The sequence below is a fragment of the Streptomyces sp. Root1310 genome (genome assembly GCF_001426425.1).
Taxonomy (GTDB): domain Bacteria; phylum Actinomycetota; class Actinomycetes; order Streptomycetales; family Streptomycetaceae; genus Streptomyces.
In genome coordinates this window covers 158,008-172,540 of record NZ_LMEQ01000031.1, presented here as the reverse complement: position 1 = coordinate 172,540, position 14,533 = coordinate 158,008, and the positions used below count along the sequence as shown (strand labels likewise).

Here is a 14,533-nt window from a genome sequence, read left to right as displayed (position 1 = left end):
TTCGGTCGATCTTCCTCGGGATCAGTAATCCAGGCCGGCCGGCCACAGGCAAGGGGGCGGCCGCGATTTTCGCCCGGCGGGAACTTCGTTGCGGACCGGTCCGGCCCGCAACGAGGATCGGGGGATGCCGACCTTCACCGCCCCGGACGGAACCGAGCTCGCCTACCACGTACGGGGCGAGGGCGAGCCGCTCGTCGTCCTGCCCGGCGGCCCCATGCGCGCCTCCGCCTACCTCGGCGACCTCGGCGGTCTCGCCGCCCGCCGCCGCCTTGTCCTCCTCGACCTGCGCGGTACCGGCGACTCCGCCGTCCCGGCCGACCCGGCGACCTACCGCTGCGACCGGCAGGTCGACGACGTCGAGGCGTTGCGCGTCCGGCTGGGACGGGAGCGGATCGACGTGCTCGCCCACTCGGCGGGCGGCAGTCTCGCGCTGCTGTACGCGGCCCGGTACCCGCACCGGGTGTCGCGGCTCGCGCTGATCACCGCCACGCCGTGGGCCCTGGGCCGGCCGGCCACCGCCGAGGACCGGCTGACGGCGGCTCGGCTGCGCACGGACGAACCATGGTTCGCGGCGGCGTATCCGGCCTTCGAGGCATGGCTCGCGGGCGGGGACGAGCCGGACTGGGAGGTCGTCGGCGCCTTCTTCCACGGCCGGTGGGACGCCGCCGCCCGCGCCCACGACTCCGCCGCGGACGAACAGACCAACTCCGAGGCGGAGAAGGCGTTCCTGGATCCGGAGGCCTTCGACCCGCCCGCCCTGCGGGCCGCCCTCGCGGACCTGCCCGCCCCGGTCCTGGTGCTCGCCGGTGAGGTGGACGGCGGCCCCCGGCCCGCACTCGCCCGGCTCCTCGCCGATGCCCTCCCGCACGCCGAGTTCGCCGTACAGCCCGGTGCCGGCCACTATCCCTGGCTGGACGACCCGCACTGGTTCGCCGGACGGGTCGGCGCCTTCCTCACCGGCACACCGGTCGCCGGTTCGGTGCCGCCCGCCTAAACTGAGGGTGCCTCCACCAGCGAACTCGAGCCGCGGAGTGGGCCATGCCCGACCAGCCGAAGCTCCCCATCGTGTACGTGAGGGGATTCGCGGGCGACACCTCGGGAATCAACAACGTCGTCCAGGACCCCTTCTACGGCTTCAACGAGGGATCGACGCACGTGCGCGTCGGACCGGACGACAAACCCGCGTTCCACCAGTTCGAGAGCCCGTTGCTGCGCCTGCATCTCGACGAGGGGTACCAGATCCTGGTGCGGGGCGGCCAGGAGACCTATCTGGACACGCACGACGAGATCCCGTCCGACAGCATCTGGATCCACCGCTTCTACGACGCCTCCGCGAGCACCTGGGGCACGAACCCCAGGAAGTTCCGCCTCGAGGACGCGGCCGAGGACCTGCTCCGCCTCGTCAGGCGACTGCAGGAGAAGAGCGGCGCGCCGCGGGTCCACCTCGTGGCCCACTCCATGGGCGGCCTCGTCTGCCGCTGTCTGCTCCAGAAGATCCTCCCCGAGCTGGGCGAGGACCCGGCGGACCACGTGGACAGGTTCTTCACCTACGGCACACCGCACGGAGGCATCGCCTTCGACGTCGGGTTCGGTCTCGTCGAACGGCTGATGGCCGCCACCGGCATCAGCGGCGCCGACGTCTTCGCCCCCCGGCGCATGTACGAGTACCTCACGCCCGACGCCCTGCGGGGGGACGGCGGTCCGCCGCGGGACTGGGACCCGCGGGAGATCCCCGAGGGCGGATTCCCGCCGCACCGGGTCTTCTGCCTGGTGGGCACGGATCCCACCGACTACGACGTCGCCCACGGGCTGTCCGCGCGGGCCGTCGGAGCTCGCAGCGACGGGCTGGTGCAGATCGACAACGCCCAGGTGCCCCACGCCCACCGGGCGTTCGTCCACCGCAGCCACAGCGGACGCTACGGACTCGTCAACTCCGAGGAGGGCTACCAGAACCTGCAGCGCTTCCTCTTCGGCGACCTTCGGGTCCAGGCCGAACTGGTGGGCCTGCGGCTGCCCCGTGACAGCCGCGGCACCAGCTGGCAGGCCGAGGTGCGGCTGGCCGTGCGCGGGCTGCCCAGCGTGATGCACGAACAGCTGGCCGCCCACTGGTGCCCGATCCAGCTGCCGGAGCCGCACGGCGACGGCACGGCCGCAGAGCCCGTCCCGCTGGCGACGACGTTCCTCAACAGCAAGGCGCCGCGGCCCCCGGAGACCCCCACCCTGCGTTACGCGCTGCACCTGCGGATCCTGTCGCTGCGGGAGCGGGACGGGATCCTGCGCTTCACCGACCACCTCGAACAGACCGCGGACTTCGCCGACATCCTCGTCGTCGACGTCGGCTCCGCGGAGCCGGGCCCCGGTGTCTGGGCCGTCTGGAACTCGGACCTGCCCGGCGCCATCTGGGAGCACCGGCCCGCCGGCAGGCCATGCGGCGACGAGGACCCCAGCAGCGGCGTCTGGCTGGCCCACATCCCGCTCCCCGGGACGGCGGCGCCGATCCTGGGGGAGGAGGCGAGCATCCGGCTGACGGTCACGCCCTGGGGCTGACACCCCGCGGCTGACGTTCCGCGGCGACACCCCGGGGCCGACACCTCGGGGCGACACCCCGCCCGGTCAGGCGTCCTCGGCGACCGCCACCTCGCGCGCCCACCGGTAGTCCGCCTTCCCGCTCGGCGAGCGGCGGATGGCCTCCGTGACCACCAGCTGACGCGGGATCTTGTAGCCGGCGAGCCGGGAGCGGCAATGACGCTGGATGTCCTCCAGCGAGGGGCGCGCGGCGCCGTCGCGCATCTGCACGACCGCCGCCACATGGCTGCCCCAGGTCGGGTCCGGCACTCCGGCCACCAACGCGTCGTACACGTCCGGATGGGACTTGAGCGCCTGCTCGACCTCCTCGGGGTACACCTTCTCGCCGCCGGTGTTGATGCACTGCGAGCCGCGCCCGAGGACGACGACCACGCCCTCCTCGTCGACGGTCGCCATGTCACCGAGCAGCACCCAGCGTTCGCCGTCCTTGCGGAAGAAGGTCTCGGCCGTCTTCGCCGGGTCGTTGTAGTAGCCGAGCGGCACGTGGCCGCGCTGGGCGACCCGGCCGACCTCGCCCGCGGCGACCGGCTCGCGGGTGACCGGATCGACCACCCTCGTGCGGGAGTTGACCCGGACCCGGAAGCCGCGCTCGGGCCCCGAGTCGTCCGTCGCCGTGCCGTTGAACCCGGACTCCGAGGAGCCGAAGTTGTTCAGCAGCATCGCGTTCGGCATCAGCGCCCGGAACTGACGGCGGACCGTGTCCGACATGATCGCGCCGGACGAGGACACGCTGAACACCGAAGAGCAGTCGGTGCCCCTCAGGGGGCCTTCGAGCGCGTCGATCAACGGCCGCAGCATCGCGTCGCCCACCAGCGAGATGCTGGTGACCTTCTCCCGCTCGATCGTCCTCAGTACCTCCTCGGGCACGAACTTGCGGTGGAGCACGACCCGTTGACCGAAGTTGAAGCCGATGAAGGCGGTGAGGGTGGAGGTGCCGTGCATCAGCGGCGGAGTCGGGAAGAAGGTGATCCCCGTACCGCCGGCCGCGACCCGCTCGGCGATCTCCTCCGGCTTCTTCACCGGTTCACCGGTGGGTGAGCCGCCGCCCAGCCCCGAGAAGAACAGGTCCTCCTGACGCCACATCACCCCCTTGGGCAGGCCGGTCGTGCCGCCGGTGTAGATGATGAACTGGTCGTCGCCCGAACGGGCCGGGAACCCGCGCTCGGGTGAGCCGCCCGCCTCGGCCTCCGCGAAGGAGGTGACGCCGTCACCCGACGGCCCCACCCGTATCAGGTGACGCAGCGCCGGCGTCTGCGGCAGCGCCGCCGCCACCCGGTCCGTGAACTCCGCGTCGAAGACGAGCGCCACCAGGTCCGCGTCCCGGTAGAGGTAGACCAACTCCTCCTCCACGTAGCGATAGTTGACGTTGACCGGCACGATCCGCGCCTTGAGGCAGCCGAGCACCGTCTGGAGGTACTCGACGCCGTTGTACAGATGCAGGCCGAGGTGCTCGCCGGGGCGGATCCCGCTGTCGAGGAGGTGGTGCCCGACGCGGTTGGCCGCGGCGTCCAGCTCCGCGTACGTCAGACGGCGTTCCGCGCCCGTGCCGGGGTGGTCGACGTACACGAGCGCCTCGCGGTCCGCCGCCACGTCGACGACCGACTCGAACAGGTCGGCAAGGTTGTACTCCACCGCTCCTCCTGACCGGGGGGCCTGGTTCTCCGACGGTTCGTCGGTCATCTGAGCAAAGGGGGCGGCAAGTGGGAAGGGCTCGCGCCAATAAATCTGACTGACTGTCAGAAAACCCTTGAACTGCCATCACGCCTCCTGCAACCTGTTCTCGTTCTTTCCGAGGGGAGACCTGCGATGGGCGGCACCGAACACCTCACCGTGCGCCGCGAGGGCGCCACACTCGTGCTCACGCTCGACAGACCGGAGGCCAGGAACGCGCTCTCGATCGCCATGCTCGTCGGCCTGTACGACGGCTGGCTCGAGGCCGACGCGGACGACTCGGTCCGCTCGGTCGTCCTCACCGGCGCGGGCGGCTCCTTCTGCGCCGGCATGGACCTCAAGGCCCTGGCCGGCCGTGGCATGGAGGGCGAGCGGCACCGCGACCGGCTCAAGGCCGACCCCGACCTGCACTGGAAGGCGATGCTCCGCCACCACCGCCCCCGCAAGCCGGTGATCGCCGCCGTCGAGGGGTACTGCGTGGCGGGCGGCACCGAGATGCTCCAGGGCACCGACATCCGTGTCGCGGGGGAGTCCGCAACCTTCGGACTCTTCGAGGTGAGACGCGGCCTCTTCCCGATCGGCGGCTCGACGGTCCGGCTACCGCGCCAGATCCCGCGCACCCACGCCCTGGAGATGCTGCTCACCGGCCGGCCCTACACCGCCCGAGAGGCCGCCGGCATCGGGCTGATCGGGCATGTCGTCCCCGACGGCACCGCCCTGGACAGGGCCCTGGAGATCGCCGAACGCGTCAATGCCTGCGCGCCACTTGCGGTGGAGGCCGTGAAGGCGTCCGTGTACGAGGCGGCCGAGTTGACCGAGACCGACGGGCTCGCCGCCGAACTCACCCGAGGGTGGCCGGTGTTCGACACCGACGACGCGAAGGAAGGCGCCCGTGCCTTCGCGGAGAAGCGGGCACCGGTCTACCGGCGTGCGTGACGCTCCGCGGAGTGCGTGGACGCTCAGCGCTGTTCGCCGTACTGCGGGTCCGCCGTGGCCGGTCGCGCAGTTCCCCGCGCCCCTTTCGAGGGGCGCTCCCGCCGACGTCGGCTTCCCGAGGAGGCAGCCCCGATGCCCGAAGTGCTCAAAGCGCCGCTTGTCGTCGAGTTTCCGTTCACCCGGTCTCTCGGGCCCGTTCAGAGTGCCTTTCTCACCGGTCTGCGCGAGCGGGTCGTGCTCGGGGTGACGGCCACCGACGGCCGCACCCTCGTCCCGCCCGTCGAGTACGACCCGGTCACCGCCGACGACCTGCGCGACCTGGTCGAGGTCGCCCCCACCGGCACGGTCACCACCTGGGCCTGGAACCACGCCCCCCGCCGCGGACAGCCCCTCACCACCCCCTTCGCCTGGGTCCTGGTCCGCCTCGACGGCGCCGACACCGCCCTCCTGCACGCCCTCGACGCCCCCGGCCCCGACGCCGTGCACACCGGAATGCGCGTCCGGATCCGCTGGGCCGAGGAGCGTGCCGGCGCCATCACCGACATCGCCTGCTTCGAGCCGTACGACGGCGGGCCGGCCGAACTCACCGGCAGCACCGGCGAGTTCACCGACCCGGTCGCCGGCATCGTGGCCGCCGCCCGGCTCGACTACACCTACTCGCCCGGCCGCGCCCAGACCGCCTACATCAACTCCCTCGCCGACCGCAGGACCGTCGGCGAGCGCTGCCCGTCCTGCCGCAAGGTCTACGTGCCGCCGCGCGGGGCCTGCCCCACCTGCGGCGTCCCGACCGCCGAACAGGTCGAGGTCGGGCCGCGCGGGACCGTCACCACCTTCTGCATCGTCAACATCAAGGCGAAGAACCTCGACATCGAGGTGCCCTACGTCTACGCCCACATCGCCCTCGACGGCGCCGACCTCGCGCTGCACGCCCGTATCGGCGGCATCCCCTACGACCAGGTGCGCATGGGCCTGCGCGTCGAACCCGTGTGGACGGACGGCGCCCGCTACCCCGACCACTACCGGCCGACCGGCGAACCCGACGCGGACTACGACGCCTACAAGGAGCTGCTGTGAACCGGGACATCGCGGTGGTGGCCTTCGCGCAGACCGACGTCCTGCCGACCACCGACGAGCTCTCCGAGGTCGAGATGCTCATGCCGGTCCTGCACAGCGTCCTGGACCGGACCGGCCTGAAGACCGCCGACATCGGCTTCACCTGCTCCGGCTCCAGCGACTACCTGGCCGGCCGGGCCTTCTCCTTCACCCTCGCCCTCGACGGCGTCGGCGCCTGGCCGCCGATCTCGGAGTCCCATGTCGAGATGGACGGCGCCTGGGCCCTGTACGAGGCGTGGACCAAGCTGCTCACCGGCGACGCCGACACCGCGCTCGTCTACTCCTACGGCAAGTCCTCACCCGGCTCCCTGCGCGACGTGCTCACCCGTCAGCTCGACCCGTACTACGTCGCCCCGCTGTGGCCCGACTCCGTCGCCCTCGCCGCCCTCCAGGCACAGGCCCTGATCGACGCGGGCGACACCGACGAGAGCGAACTCGCCGCGATCCGTACCCGCAGCCGCCGGGTCGCGACCCTCAACCCCCGTGCCCAGTCCCGTGGTGCGGCCCGGCAGGGGGACTACGTCGTACGGCCGCTGCGCACCGGCGACTGCCCGCCCGTCGGCGACGGCGCCGCCGCCGTGATCCTCGCGGCCGGGGAGCGGGCCCGCGAACTGTGTTCCCGGCCCGCCTGGATCAGGGGCATCGACCACCGGATCGAGGCCCACTCGCTCGGCGTGCGCGACCTGACCGACTCACCTTCCACCCGCCTGGCCGCCGAACGGGCCGGCGCCTTCGAACGGCCCGTCGACACCGCCGAACTGCACGCTCCGTTCAGCGCCCAGGAGGTCGTCCTGCGCAAGGCGCTGCGGCTCGACGACAGCGTGCGGGTGAACCTGTCCGGCGGTGCCCTCGCCGCCAACCCGATGATGGCCGCCGGCCTCATCCGCGTCGGCGAGGCCGCCGCCCGCATCCACCGGGGCGAGTCCGACCGCGCCCTCGCCCACGCCACCTCCGGCCCGTGTCTCCAGCAGAACCTGGTCGCCGTACTCGAAGGGGAACCGCGATGAGCAAGGAGCCCGTGGCCGTCGTCGGGATCGGCCAGACCAAGCACGTCGCGGCCCGCCGGGACGTGTCGATCGCGGGGCTGGTCCGCGAGGCCGCCCGACGCGCGCTCGACGACGCCGAGCTGACGTGGGCGGACATCGACGCCGTCGTCATCGGCAAGGCCCCCGACTTCTTCGAGGGCGTCATGATGCCCGAGCTCTACCTCGCCGACGCCCTCGGCGCGGTCGGCAAGCCCATGCTGCGGGTGCACACGGCCGGCTCGGTCGGCGGGTCCACGGCGCTCGTCGCCGCCGGCCTCGTCGCGGCCCGCGTCCACGGCACCGTGCTGACCCTCGCCTTCGAGAAACAGTCCGAGTCCAACGCCATGTGGGGACTGTCCCTGCCGATCCCCTTCCAGCAGCCCCTGCTCGCCGGGGCGGGCGGGTTCTTCGCGCCCCACGTGCGGGCGTACATGCGGCGCAGCGGCGCCCCGGACACCGTCGGCTCGCTGGTGGCGTACAAGGACCGGCGCAACGCGCTGAAGAACCCCTACGCCCACCTCCACGAGCACGACATCACGCTGGAGAAGGTCCAGGCCTCGCCCATGCTCTGGGATCCGATCCGCTACTCGGAGACCTGCCCCTCCTCCGACGGCGCCTGCGCGATGATCCTCACCGACCGGGCCGGCGCCGCCCGCGCGCCCCGGCCGCCCGCCTGGATGCTCGGCGGCGCGATGCGCAGCGAACCGACCCTGTTCGCGGGAAAGGACGCCGTGTCGCCGCAGGCCGGCCGGGACTGCGCCGCCGACGTCTACCGGCAGGCCGGCGTCACCGACCCGCGCCGCGACATCGACGCCGTCGAGATGTACGTGCCGTTCTCCTGGTACGAGCCCATGTGGCTGGAGAACCTCGGCTTCGCCGACGAGGGCGAGGGCTGGAAACTGACCGAGGCCGGGGTGACGGAGCTCGACGGCGACCTGCCCGTCAACATGTCGGGCGGCGTCCTGTCCACCAACCCGATCGGGGCCTCCGGCATGATCCGCTTCGCGGAGGCGGCGCTCCAGGTGCGCGGCCAGGCCGGGGAACACCAGGTGGAGCGGGCAGGGAAGGTCCTCGGGCACGCCTACGGCGGCGGCTCGCAGTTCTTCTCCATGTGGCTCGTGGGAGCGCGGCCACCGGAGTGCTGAAAGGTCCCCCTCACGTGCTCTGTCGGCGTCCGGGACCGATCGCTAGGCTGAGCCGCGGACGACGAACCGGGAGGAGCACGGACGTGGCCGAGAGCACCATCCAGCAGAAGCCGCTCACGGGCTGGGACAAGCCGGAGCTGGACCTCAGCAACGCCGAGTGGCAGTCCAGCAGCCGGGGGCGGGGGGATGTCCAGATCGCCTTCGTCGAGGGATTCATCGCGATGCGCAACAGCGGCAGCCCGCAGAGCCCTTCCCTGATCTTCACGCCCGCCGAGTGGGGCGCGTTCGTGTCGGGGGCGCGGGAGGGGGAGTTCGACCTGACCTGAGAACGGCGCCGGCCGCACGGCCGGCAGCGGAAGCCTGCCCCGACCGGGGGACCCGACGCGGGAACCGGCCGGACTGGCATCGGCCGCCACCACCCGGGGAGTCACGGCACCCCGGGACGACGAACCGCGTCCCTCCCGGCGGTCGCCGGACGGCGCTGTCCACGTACCATGGCGGCATGTCGTTCCTCCGCCGCCGCAGCGCCACTCCCGCCGGGCCCGACTTCGACGTCCTGGCCATGGATCCGGGCGACTGGCCCGGCAATCTGGGTGCCGGGCTGCTGCCTGCCCCCGACGGCAGCTGCCAGGGCGTCTTCCTGCGCTACGACCTGTTCGGCGGCCGCGGGCCCGCGATGATCATCGGCAATCTGCCCGAGGGCTCACCGGCCCGCGAGGTGGACGAGGACGAGGTCCCCTTCGAGGTCGCCCAGCTGCTGCTCGCGCTGGAGAACGACGAGGAGGTGACGGTCGTCGGCACCGAGGACATGCCCGTGATGCAGGGCGACAACCTCCTGATCGTGCGCCGCCTCAAGCTCTCCGAGGGCCGGATCTCCTGCGTGCAGTTCGACCGCAGCGACAACGTCCTGGTGACCATCGCCGCCTGGGACCGTCCCATCACCGACGACCTGTACGCCCTGCTGAAACCGCTCCCGGCGGAGCTGTTCCAGCAGGGCTGAGGCGCCGCTACGACGTGGACGACATCAGGTCCACGTCCGCGGCCCGCACGAACGCCACCCGGTGGCCGTACTGGATCTCGTAGTACTGGTCCTCACCGGTCACGACCCGGTGCGACCCGGTGGCGAAGGTGACCGCGTAGTAGTACTCGCCCGCCACCTTGTCACCGACCACGTACTTCTGGCCCTTCGGAAGGGTGTACGGCAGCGGTGACACCGCCTGGGCCGGGACGCCCGCCGGGTAGGCCGACGCCTCCGGGTAGGCGCGGCCGTAGACCGGGACGCTGTCGCGGCCGTCCTTCGGGGTGATCACCCGGCCCGCCGCCGGTACCGCCGTCGGCCGGTCCTTCGGGTTGCGGAACCACGCCTTCTGCCCCAGGTACCAGATCGCCGTCCAGTCACCCCACCGGTCGGCGACCGCGTACTGCTGGCCGGTGGACACCCGCGAGGAGATGTCGTTCACGCCCGTGGTCGGGGCCGAGCCCTGGCCGATGTCCGTGATCAGGGCCGACTTCTCGTCGTGGTCGGAGTACAGCCGCACCGCGCCCGAACCGTGCGCGTCGCACGGCCGGCCCTTGGTGACACAGTCCGTGTACACCGGCTGGTTGGCCGGGTAGTCCGGCCGGATCGTCACCAGAGCGCCGCTCCTGCGGGCCGTCGCCGCGAAGGGCCGGTCCAGCAGCTCGAAGTAGTGCCGCCAGTCCCAGTAGGGGCCCGGGTCGGTGTGCATTCCGGAGACGGTCGCGGTGGTCGGCCCGGGCACGTTGTCGTGGCCCAGGATGTGCTGCCGGTCCAGTGGGATGCCGTACCGCGCGGCCAGGTACTTCACCAGGCGCGCCGACGACCGGTACATCGCCTCCGTGTACCAGGAGTCCGGCTGGGCGAGGAAGTCCTCGTGCTCCAGGCCGATCGACTTGGCGTTGACGTACCAGTTGCCCGCGTGCCAGGCCACGTCCTTGGCCTTCACATGCTGGGCGACATGGCCGTCGGTGGAGCGCAGGGTGTAGTTCCAGGACACATAGGTGGGGTCCTGGACCATGTTCAGCACCCCCTCCCAGCCGCCCTCGGTGTCGTGCACGACGATGTACCTGATGCCCGGCGCGGTGGGCCGGTCGCCGAGGTCGTGGTTGCCGTAGTCGTTGTCGCCGAACTGCTCGTACGGCGCCGGGATCCACTCGCAGGACACCGTCGGCGGGCACTCGGTGCCCGCCCTGGACGCCGTGCGCAGGCCGGTCTCCCGCAGCTGGGCGGTCCGCGCGTCCAGGTCCGGCACGGCGGCCAGGGCCACCGGCCCACCTGCGTCCGTGACGCGTTCCGCGCCGGTGCGGAGCACCTCGAAGACGTCGTCGGCGTAGTCGGCGGCCGTCGCACGGTCGTCCGCGCCCGAGAAGCGCGCCACCGCGCCGTACCAGTCCGCCGGGTCCCCGCTCAGCGGCTCGCCCAGGCCGCGCTGGGCTGCGGCGAGGAGCGCGGCGCCGCCCGCGATGTTGGCCGCGGGGTCCGTGCGCAGTTCCTCGGCGCTCAGGCCGGTGAGTTCCGCCGCCCTCGGCAGCGTGCGCAGCCGGGCCGGGAGCTCCTCGGTGGCCGGGAGCCGCGTCGTGGGGACACGGGCCGGGCGGGCGGAGTCGCCACGGGCGTCCTCCGCGCCCCCGCTGTGGTGCGGTGCCGCGGCGAGCGCCGCACGCGCGTCGGTGAGGTGCATCGGTCCGTAGCCGCCGGTCACGCTCGGCGCACCGCCGTGCGTGTCCCAGCGGGACTGCAGATAGGAGACGCCCAGCAGCAGGCTCCGCGGCACGTGGTACTCGGCGGCCGCGACGGCGAAGGCCCGCTGGAGGCTGGTCGCCCCGGCGGCTCGGGACGCCGAAGGATCGGTGGCCTCGGCCGGGGAGGCCGCGCCGAGCAGCGGGAACAGCAGAGCCGCCGACGCCATGGCGCCTGCGGCTCTACGGGTGTGTCTGCCAGGTCCGGGGTGGGTGACGGGTTTTCGCAAGGCGGCCTCCTGGGACGAGCGGGCGGGGCGTGCGGGGCCGGACATGAGCCATCGGTCACCGGCTTGCCGACAACCCGTCAATCATGCCCACAGACAGGAGATTTCCCGCGCCAAGACACCGTCGACGCACCCCGGGGGTCCGTGGGTGCGCCGCCGTTCAGGCGCAACCGCGGACCCCCGTCCCCTCAGCGGGTGCCGACCGCCGCGCGTACGGCCCGGCGGGCCAGCTGGCAGTCGTCGTGCAGCCGTCGCAGCAGCAGGCGCTGTTCCTCACCGGACGGCGCGCCACCCGGATGGCCCCCCGGAGCCGCCGGGGTGAGGTCGTGCATCGAACGCTGCACGGCCGTCTCGTAGGTCCGGATCTCGCGGGTCAGGACCAGCATCAGGTTCACCAGGAAGGCGTCCCGGGAGGCCGGGCCCGCCGACTGGGCGATCTGGCTGATCTGACGGCGCGCCACCGGCGCGTCGCCCAGCGCCGACCACAGCGTCGCCAGGTCGTAGCCCGGCAGATACCAACCCGCGTGCTCCCAGTCCACCAGCACTGGACCGGCCGGTGACAGAAGGATGTTCGACAGGAGGGCGTCGCCGTGACAGAACTGGCCCATGCCCTGCCGGCCCGCGGAGGCCGCGATGCCGTGCAGCAGCTTCTGGAGGTCGCCCAGGTCCCGGTCGGTGAGCAGACCCAGCTCGTGGTAGCGGGAGATACGAGCGGCGTAGTCCAGCGGGGCGTCGAACGTCCCCGCCGGCGGCCGCCAGGCGTTCAGCCGGCAGACCGCGCCGAGTGCCGCCCGCACGTCCGCCCGCGGCGGGGCCTCGGTGGGGTGCCGCTGGAGTGCCGCCACCCGGCCCGGCATCCGCTCGATCACCAGTGTGCAGTTGTCCGGGTCCGCCGCGATCAGTCTCGGCGCCCGCACCGGAGGGCGGTGCCGGACGAACGTGCGGTACGCGGCTATTTCGTGCCGGATCTGCTCGGCCCACACGGGGGAGTGGTCGAGTAAACACTTGGCGACCGCAGTGCTGCGCCCGGTCGTACCGACCAGCAGCACCGAGCGTCCGCTGCGGCGCAGCACCTGCACCGGCGCGAACTCCGGGCAGATCCGGTGCACGGACGCGATCGCCGTGCGCAGCTGGGCGCCCTGCGGGCCGGACAGGTCGAGTCTCCCGCTGAGCGGTTGGGTGCCGAGCCCCGCGGGACGCCGGGCCGGACCGGCGCCGAGCGGGTGACCCGCGGACCGCGCGGCGGGGTCGAGGTAGGGGCCGCCGCCGCCCGGGCGGGTGTGCAGCGACCGGGGCGGGGCGGACACGGAGGACGATGCTGCGTACATGGGAGAAACAGATCCCTTCGTGTGCCGGACGTCAGAACGCTGCCCCGACCGGTCCTTTCGGGTGCACCCTGGGGAATGTCCCTCGGCGACCGGGTCGGGGTGGCGCTTTCCTACCTGACACCCGTCGCCCAGTGGCACACCATCTGGCGAACCCTGGCGAACCCTGGCGAATAGTCGCCCGGCAACTTTCACCGGGCTACTGTCAACTCAGCCGAGAACCTGGGGGCTTGACGTGAGCGGACAACCCAACACCCGCCTCTCGGACCTGTTCGGCCTGGCCGGCTGGTCCAAGGGGGAACTCGCGAGGCTGGTCAACCGGCAGGCGGCGGCCATGGGCCACCCCCAGCTGTCGACCGACACTTCCCGGGTGCGGCGGTGGATCGACATGGGAGAGATCCCGCGCGATCCGGTACCGCGGGTGCTGGCGGCTCTGTTCACCGAGCGTCTCGGCCGTGTCGTGACCATCGAGGACCTCGGTCTGGTCCGGCACGGGCGTACAGGGAATCGGCCCGGCGGCGGGAGTGTGGAACATCCCGACGATGTGCCGTGGGCGCCCGAACGGACTGCTGCGGTCCTCACCGAATTCACGGGAATGGACCTCATGCTCAACCGACGCGGCTTGGTGGGCGCGGGTGCCGCGCTCGCCGCGGGATCAGCTCTCAGCAGTGCCATGTACGAGTGGCTGCACACCGACCCCACCCTCTCCTCCGACGCTCCTGTCATCGACCATCCCCTCCTCCACCATGCCGACCCCGCCGGGTTCGACCGCTACGAGGCCGCCCCCATCGGAACGGAGGAGGTGGACGAACTCGAGCGCTCGGTGGAGGTGTTCCGGGCCTGGGACGCGGCCCGCGGAGGCGGGCTGCAACGCAAGGCCGTGGTGGGACAGCTCAACGAGGTGGGCGGCATCCTCGCCTACCACCACCCCTCCCATCTCCAGCGGCGCCTGTGGGGCGTCGCGGCCAACCTCGCCGTCCTCGCGGGCTGGATGTCGCACGACGTCGGTCTGGAGCCCACGGCCCAGAAGTACTTCGTCATCGCCGCCCATGCCGCACGGGAGGGCGGTGACCGCCCACGGGCCGGCGAGGCGCTCTCCCGGGCGGCCCGTCAGATGGTCCACCTCGGGCGGCCGGACGAGGCCCTCGACCTGATGAAACTCGCCCAGTCCGGATCCGGTGACAACGTGACCCCGCGCACCCGGGCGATGTTCCACACCATCGAGGCCTGGGCGCAGGCGTCGATGGGCAAGGGCCAGGCCATGCGCCGCACGCTCGGCCTGGCGGAGGACCTCTTCGTCTCCGACAAGGGCGACGTGACACCGCCGTCCTGGATGCAGACCTTCAAGGACGAGGATCTGTACGGCATGCAGGCGCTGGCCTACCGCACGCTGGCCGAGTTCGAGCCGCAGGCGGCCACGCATGCCCAGTACTACGCGGAGAAGGCGCTGGCGCTGCGCGTCGACGGGCGGGAGCGGTCGAAGATCTTCGACCATCTGTCCATGGCGTCCGCCTGCTTCATCGCCGACGACCCCGAGCAGGCGGACCGGTTCGCGCGGCTGGCCCTGATGTCGATGGGATCGAACTCCTCCCGGCGCACCTGGGACCGGCTGAGCCAGATGTACCGGCTCACCGCGCAGTACGCGGGCTACCCGAGGATCAGTGAACTGCGGGAGGAGATCAGGCTGGCGCTGCCGAAGCAGAAGAGCGGCAGGGGGAGCAAGGGAGGCAACGGCACTCAGGTGTGAG

12 protein-coding genes are annotated in these 14,533 nt (G+C 72.1%); 9 read left to right on the top strand and 3 right to left on the bottom strand.

Annotated features, from left to right (window positions below):
- The first annotated feature begins 124 nt into the window (after window positions 1-124).
- Together ASD48_RS31480 and ASD48_RS31475 are read left to right on the top strand one after the other, a co-directional pair.
- Window positions 125-994, top strand: a complete 870-nt coding sequence (locus ASD48_RS31480; protein ID WP_057605209.1) for an alpha/beta hydrolase — start codon at window positions 125-127, stop codon at window positions 992-994.
- Window positions 995-1,038: 44 nt separating this feature from the next.
- A complete protein-coding gene (locus ASD48_RS31475) occupies window positions 1,039-2,547 on the top strand; it encodes an alpha/beta fold hydrolase (RefSeq protein WP_057605208.1) in 1,509 nt (502 codons plus the stop codon).
- A 66-nt stretch (window positions 2,548-2,613) separates the two neighbouring features.
- Here the strand turns inward: ASD48_RS31475 and ASD48_RS31470 are convergent, their stop codons facing one another.
- Complete coding sequence (locus ASD48_RS31470; protein WP_057605207.1) at window positions 2,614-4,218, bottom strand: acyl-CoA synthetase; 1,605 nt, start codon at window positions 4,216-4,218, stop codon at window positions 2,614-2,616.
- A 174-nt stretch (window positions 4,219-4,392) separates the two neighbouring features.
- Here ASD48_RS31470 and ASD48_RS31465 point away from each other — a divergent pair, with 174 nt between their 5' ends.
- The 6 genes from ASD48_RS31465 to ASD48_RS31440 all read left to right on the top strand — a co-directional run bounded on the left by ASD48_RS31465 (window position 4,393) and on the right by ASD48_RS31440 (window position 9,476).
- Window positions 4,393-5,193: a crotonase/enoyl-CoA hydratase family protein gene (locus ASD48_RS31465; RefSeq protein WP_057605206.1), complete on the top strand. Its 801-nt coding sequence runs from the start codon at window positions 4,393-4,395 to the stop codon at window positions 5,191-5,193.
- 132 nt (window positions 5,194-5,325) lie between these two features.
- Window positions 5,326-6,267 carry an OB-fold nucleic acid binding domain-containing protein gene (locus tag ASD48_RS31460; RefSeq protein ID WP_057605205.1) on the top strand — a complete coding sequence of 314 codons (942 nt, stop codon included), beginning with the start codon at window positions 5,326-5,328 and terminating at the stop codon, window positions 6,265-6,267.
- Window positions 6,264-7,313 carry a thiolase domain-containing protein gene (locus ASD48_RS31455; protein ID WP_057605204.1) on the top strand — a complete coding sequence of 350 codons (1,050 nt, stop codon included), beginning with the start codon at window positions 6,264-6,266 and terminating at the stop codon, window positions 7,311-7,313. The genes ASD48_RS31460 and ASD48_RS31455 overlap by 4 nt, the downstream gene beginning before the upstream one ends.
- Window positions 7,310-8,476 carry a thiolase domain-containing protein gene (locus tag ASD48_RS31450; protein ID WP_057605203.1) on the top strand — a complete coding sequence of 389 codons (1,167 nt, stop codon included), beginning with the start codon at window positions 7,310-7,312 and terminating at the stop codon, window positions 8,474-8,476. The genes ASD48_RS31455 and ASD48_RS31450 overlap by 4 nt, the downstream gene beginning before the upstream one ends.
- A gap of 83 nt (window positions 8,477-8,559) precedes the next feature.
- A complete protein-coding gene (locus tag ASD48_RS31445; protein WP_057605202.1) occupies window positions 8,560-8,802 on the top strand; it encodes a DUF397 domain-containing protein in 243 nt (80 codons plus the stop codon).
- A 176-nt stretch (window positions 8,803-8,978) separates the two neighbouring features.
- Window positions 8,979-9,476 (top strand): hypothetical protein, encoded by a 498-nt coding sequence (locus tag ASD48_RS31440; RefSeq protein ID WP_057605201.1) that lies wholly within the window; start codon window positions 8,979-8,981, stop codon window positions 9,474-9,476.
- A gap of 7 nt (window positions 9,477-9,483) precedes the next feature.
- Here the strand turns inward: ASD48_RS31440 and ASD48_RS31435 are convergent, their stop codons facing one another.
- Together ASD48_RS31435 and ASD48_RS31430 are read right to left on the bottom strand one after the other, a co-directional pair.
- Entirely contained in the window at window positions 9,484-11,403 is a 1,920-nt protein-coding gene (locus tag ASD48_RS31435; RefSeq protein WP_107104454.1) for an N-acetylmuramoyl-L-alanine amidase, read from the bottom strand.
- Window positions 11,404-11,648: 245 nt separating this feature from the next.
- A complete protein-coding gene (locus ASD48_RS31430) occupies window positions 11,649-12,788 on the bottom strand; it encodes an aminoglycoside phosphotransferase family protein (protein ID WP_057605199.1) in 1,140 nt (379 codons plus the stop codon).
- Window positions 12,789-13,020: 232 nt separating this feature from the next.
- On the opposite strand from ASD48_RS31430, the gene ASD48_RS31425 reads away from it, so the two are divergent.
- Window positions 13,021-14,532 (top strand): hypothetical protein, encoded by a 1,512-nt coding sequence (locus tag ASD48_RS31425; protein ID WP_057605198.1) that lies wholly within the window; start codon window positions 13,021-13,023, stop codon window positions 14,530-14,532.
- Window position 14,533: the final 1 nt, after the last annotated feature.

Bases quoted from the DNA above. Each gene is read 5' to 3' on its own strand.
- ASD48_RS31450 (WP_057605203.1), top strand. From the start codon at position 7,310: ATGAGCAAGGAGCCCGTGGCCGTCGTCGGGATCGGCCAGACCAAGCAC.
- ASD48_RS31435 (WP_107104454.1), bottom strand. From the start codon at position 11,403: ATGGCGTCGGCGGCTCTGCTGTTCCCGCTGCTCGGCGCGGCCTCCCCG.
- ASD48_RS31440 (WP_057605201.1), top strand. From the start codon at position 8,979: ATGTCGTTCCTCCGCCGCCGCAGCGCCACTCCCGCCGGGCCCGACTTC.
- ASD48_RS31460 (WP_057605205.1), top strand. From the start codon at position 5,326: ATGCCCGAAGTGCTCAAAGCGCCGCTTGTCGTCGAGTTTCCGTTCACC.
- ASD48_RS31430 (WP_057605199.1), bottom strand. From the start codon at position 12,788: ATGTACGCAGCATCGTCCTCCGTGTCCGCCCCGCCCCGGTCGCTGCAC.
- ASD48_RS31475 (WP_057605208.1), top strand. From the start codon at position 1,039: ATGCCCGACCAGCCGAAGCTCCCCATCGTGTACGTGAGGGGATTCGCG.
- ASD48_RS31465 (WP_057605206.1), top strand. From the start codon at position 4,393: ATGGGCGGCACCGAACACCTCACCGTGCGCCGCGAGGGCGCCACACTC.
- ASD48_RS31480 (WP_057605209.1), top strand. From the start codon at position 125: ATGCCGACCTTCACCGCCCCGGACGGAACCGAGCTCGCCTACCACGTA.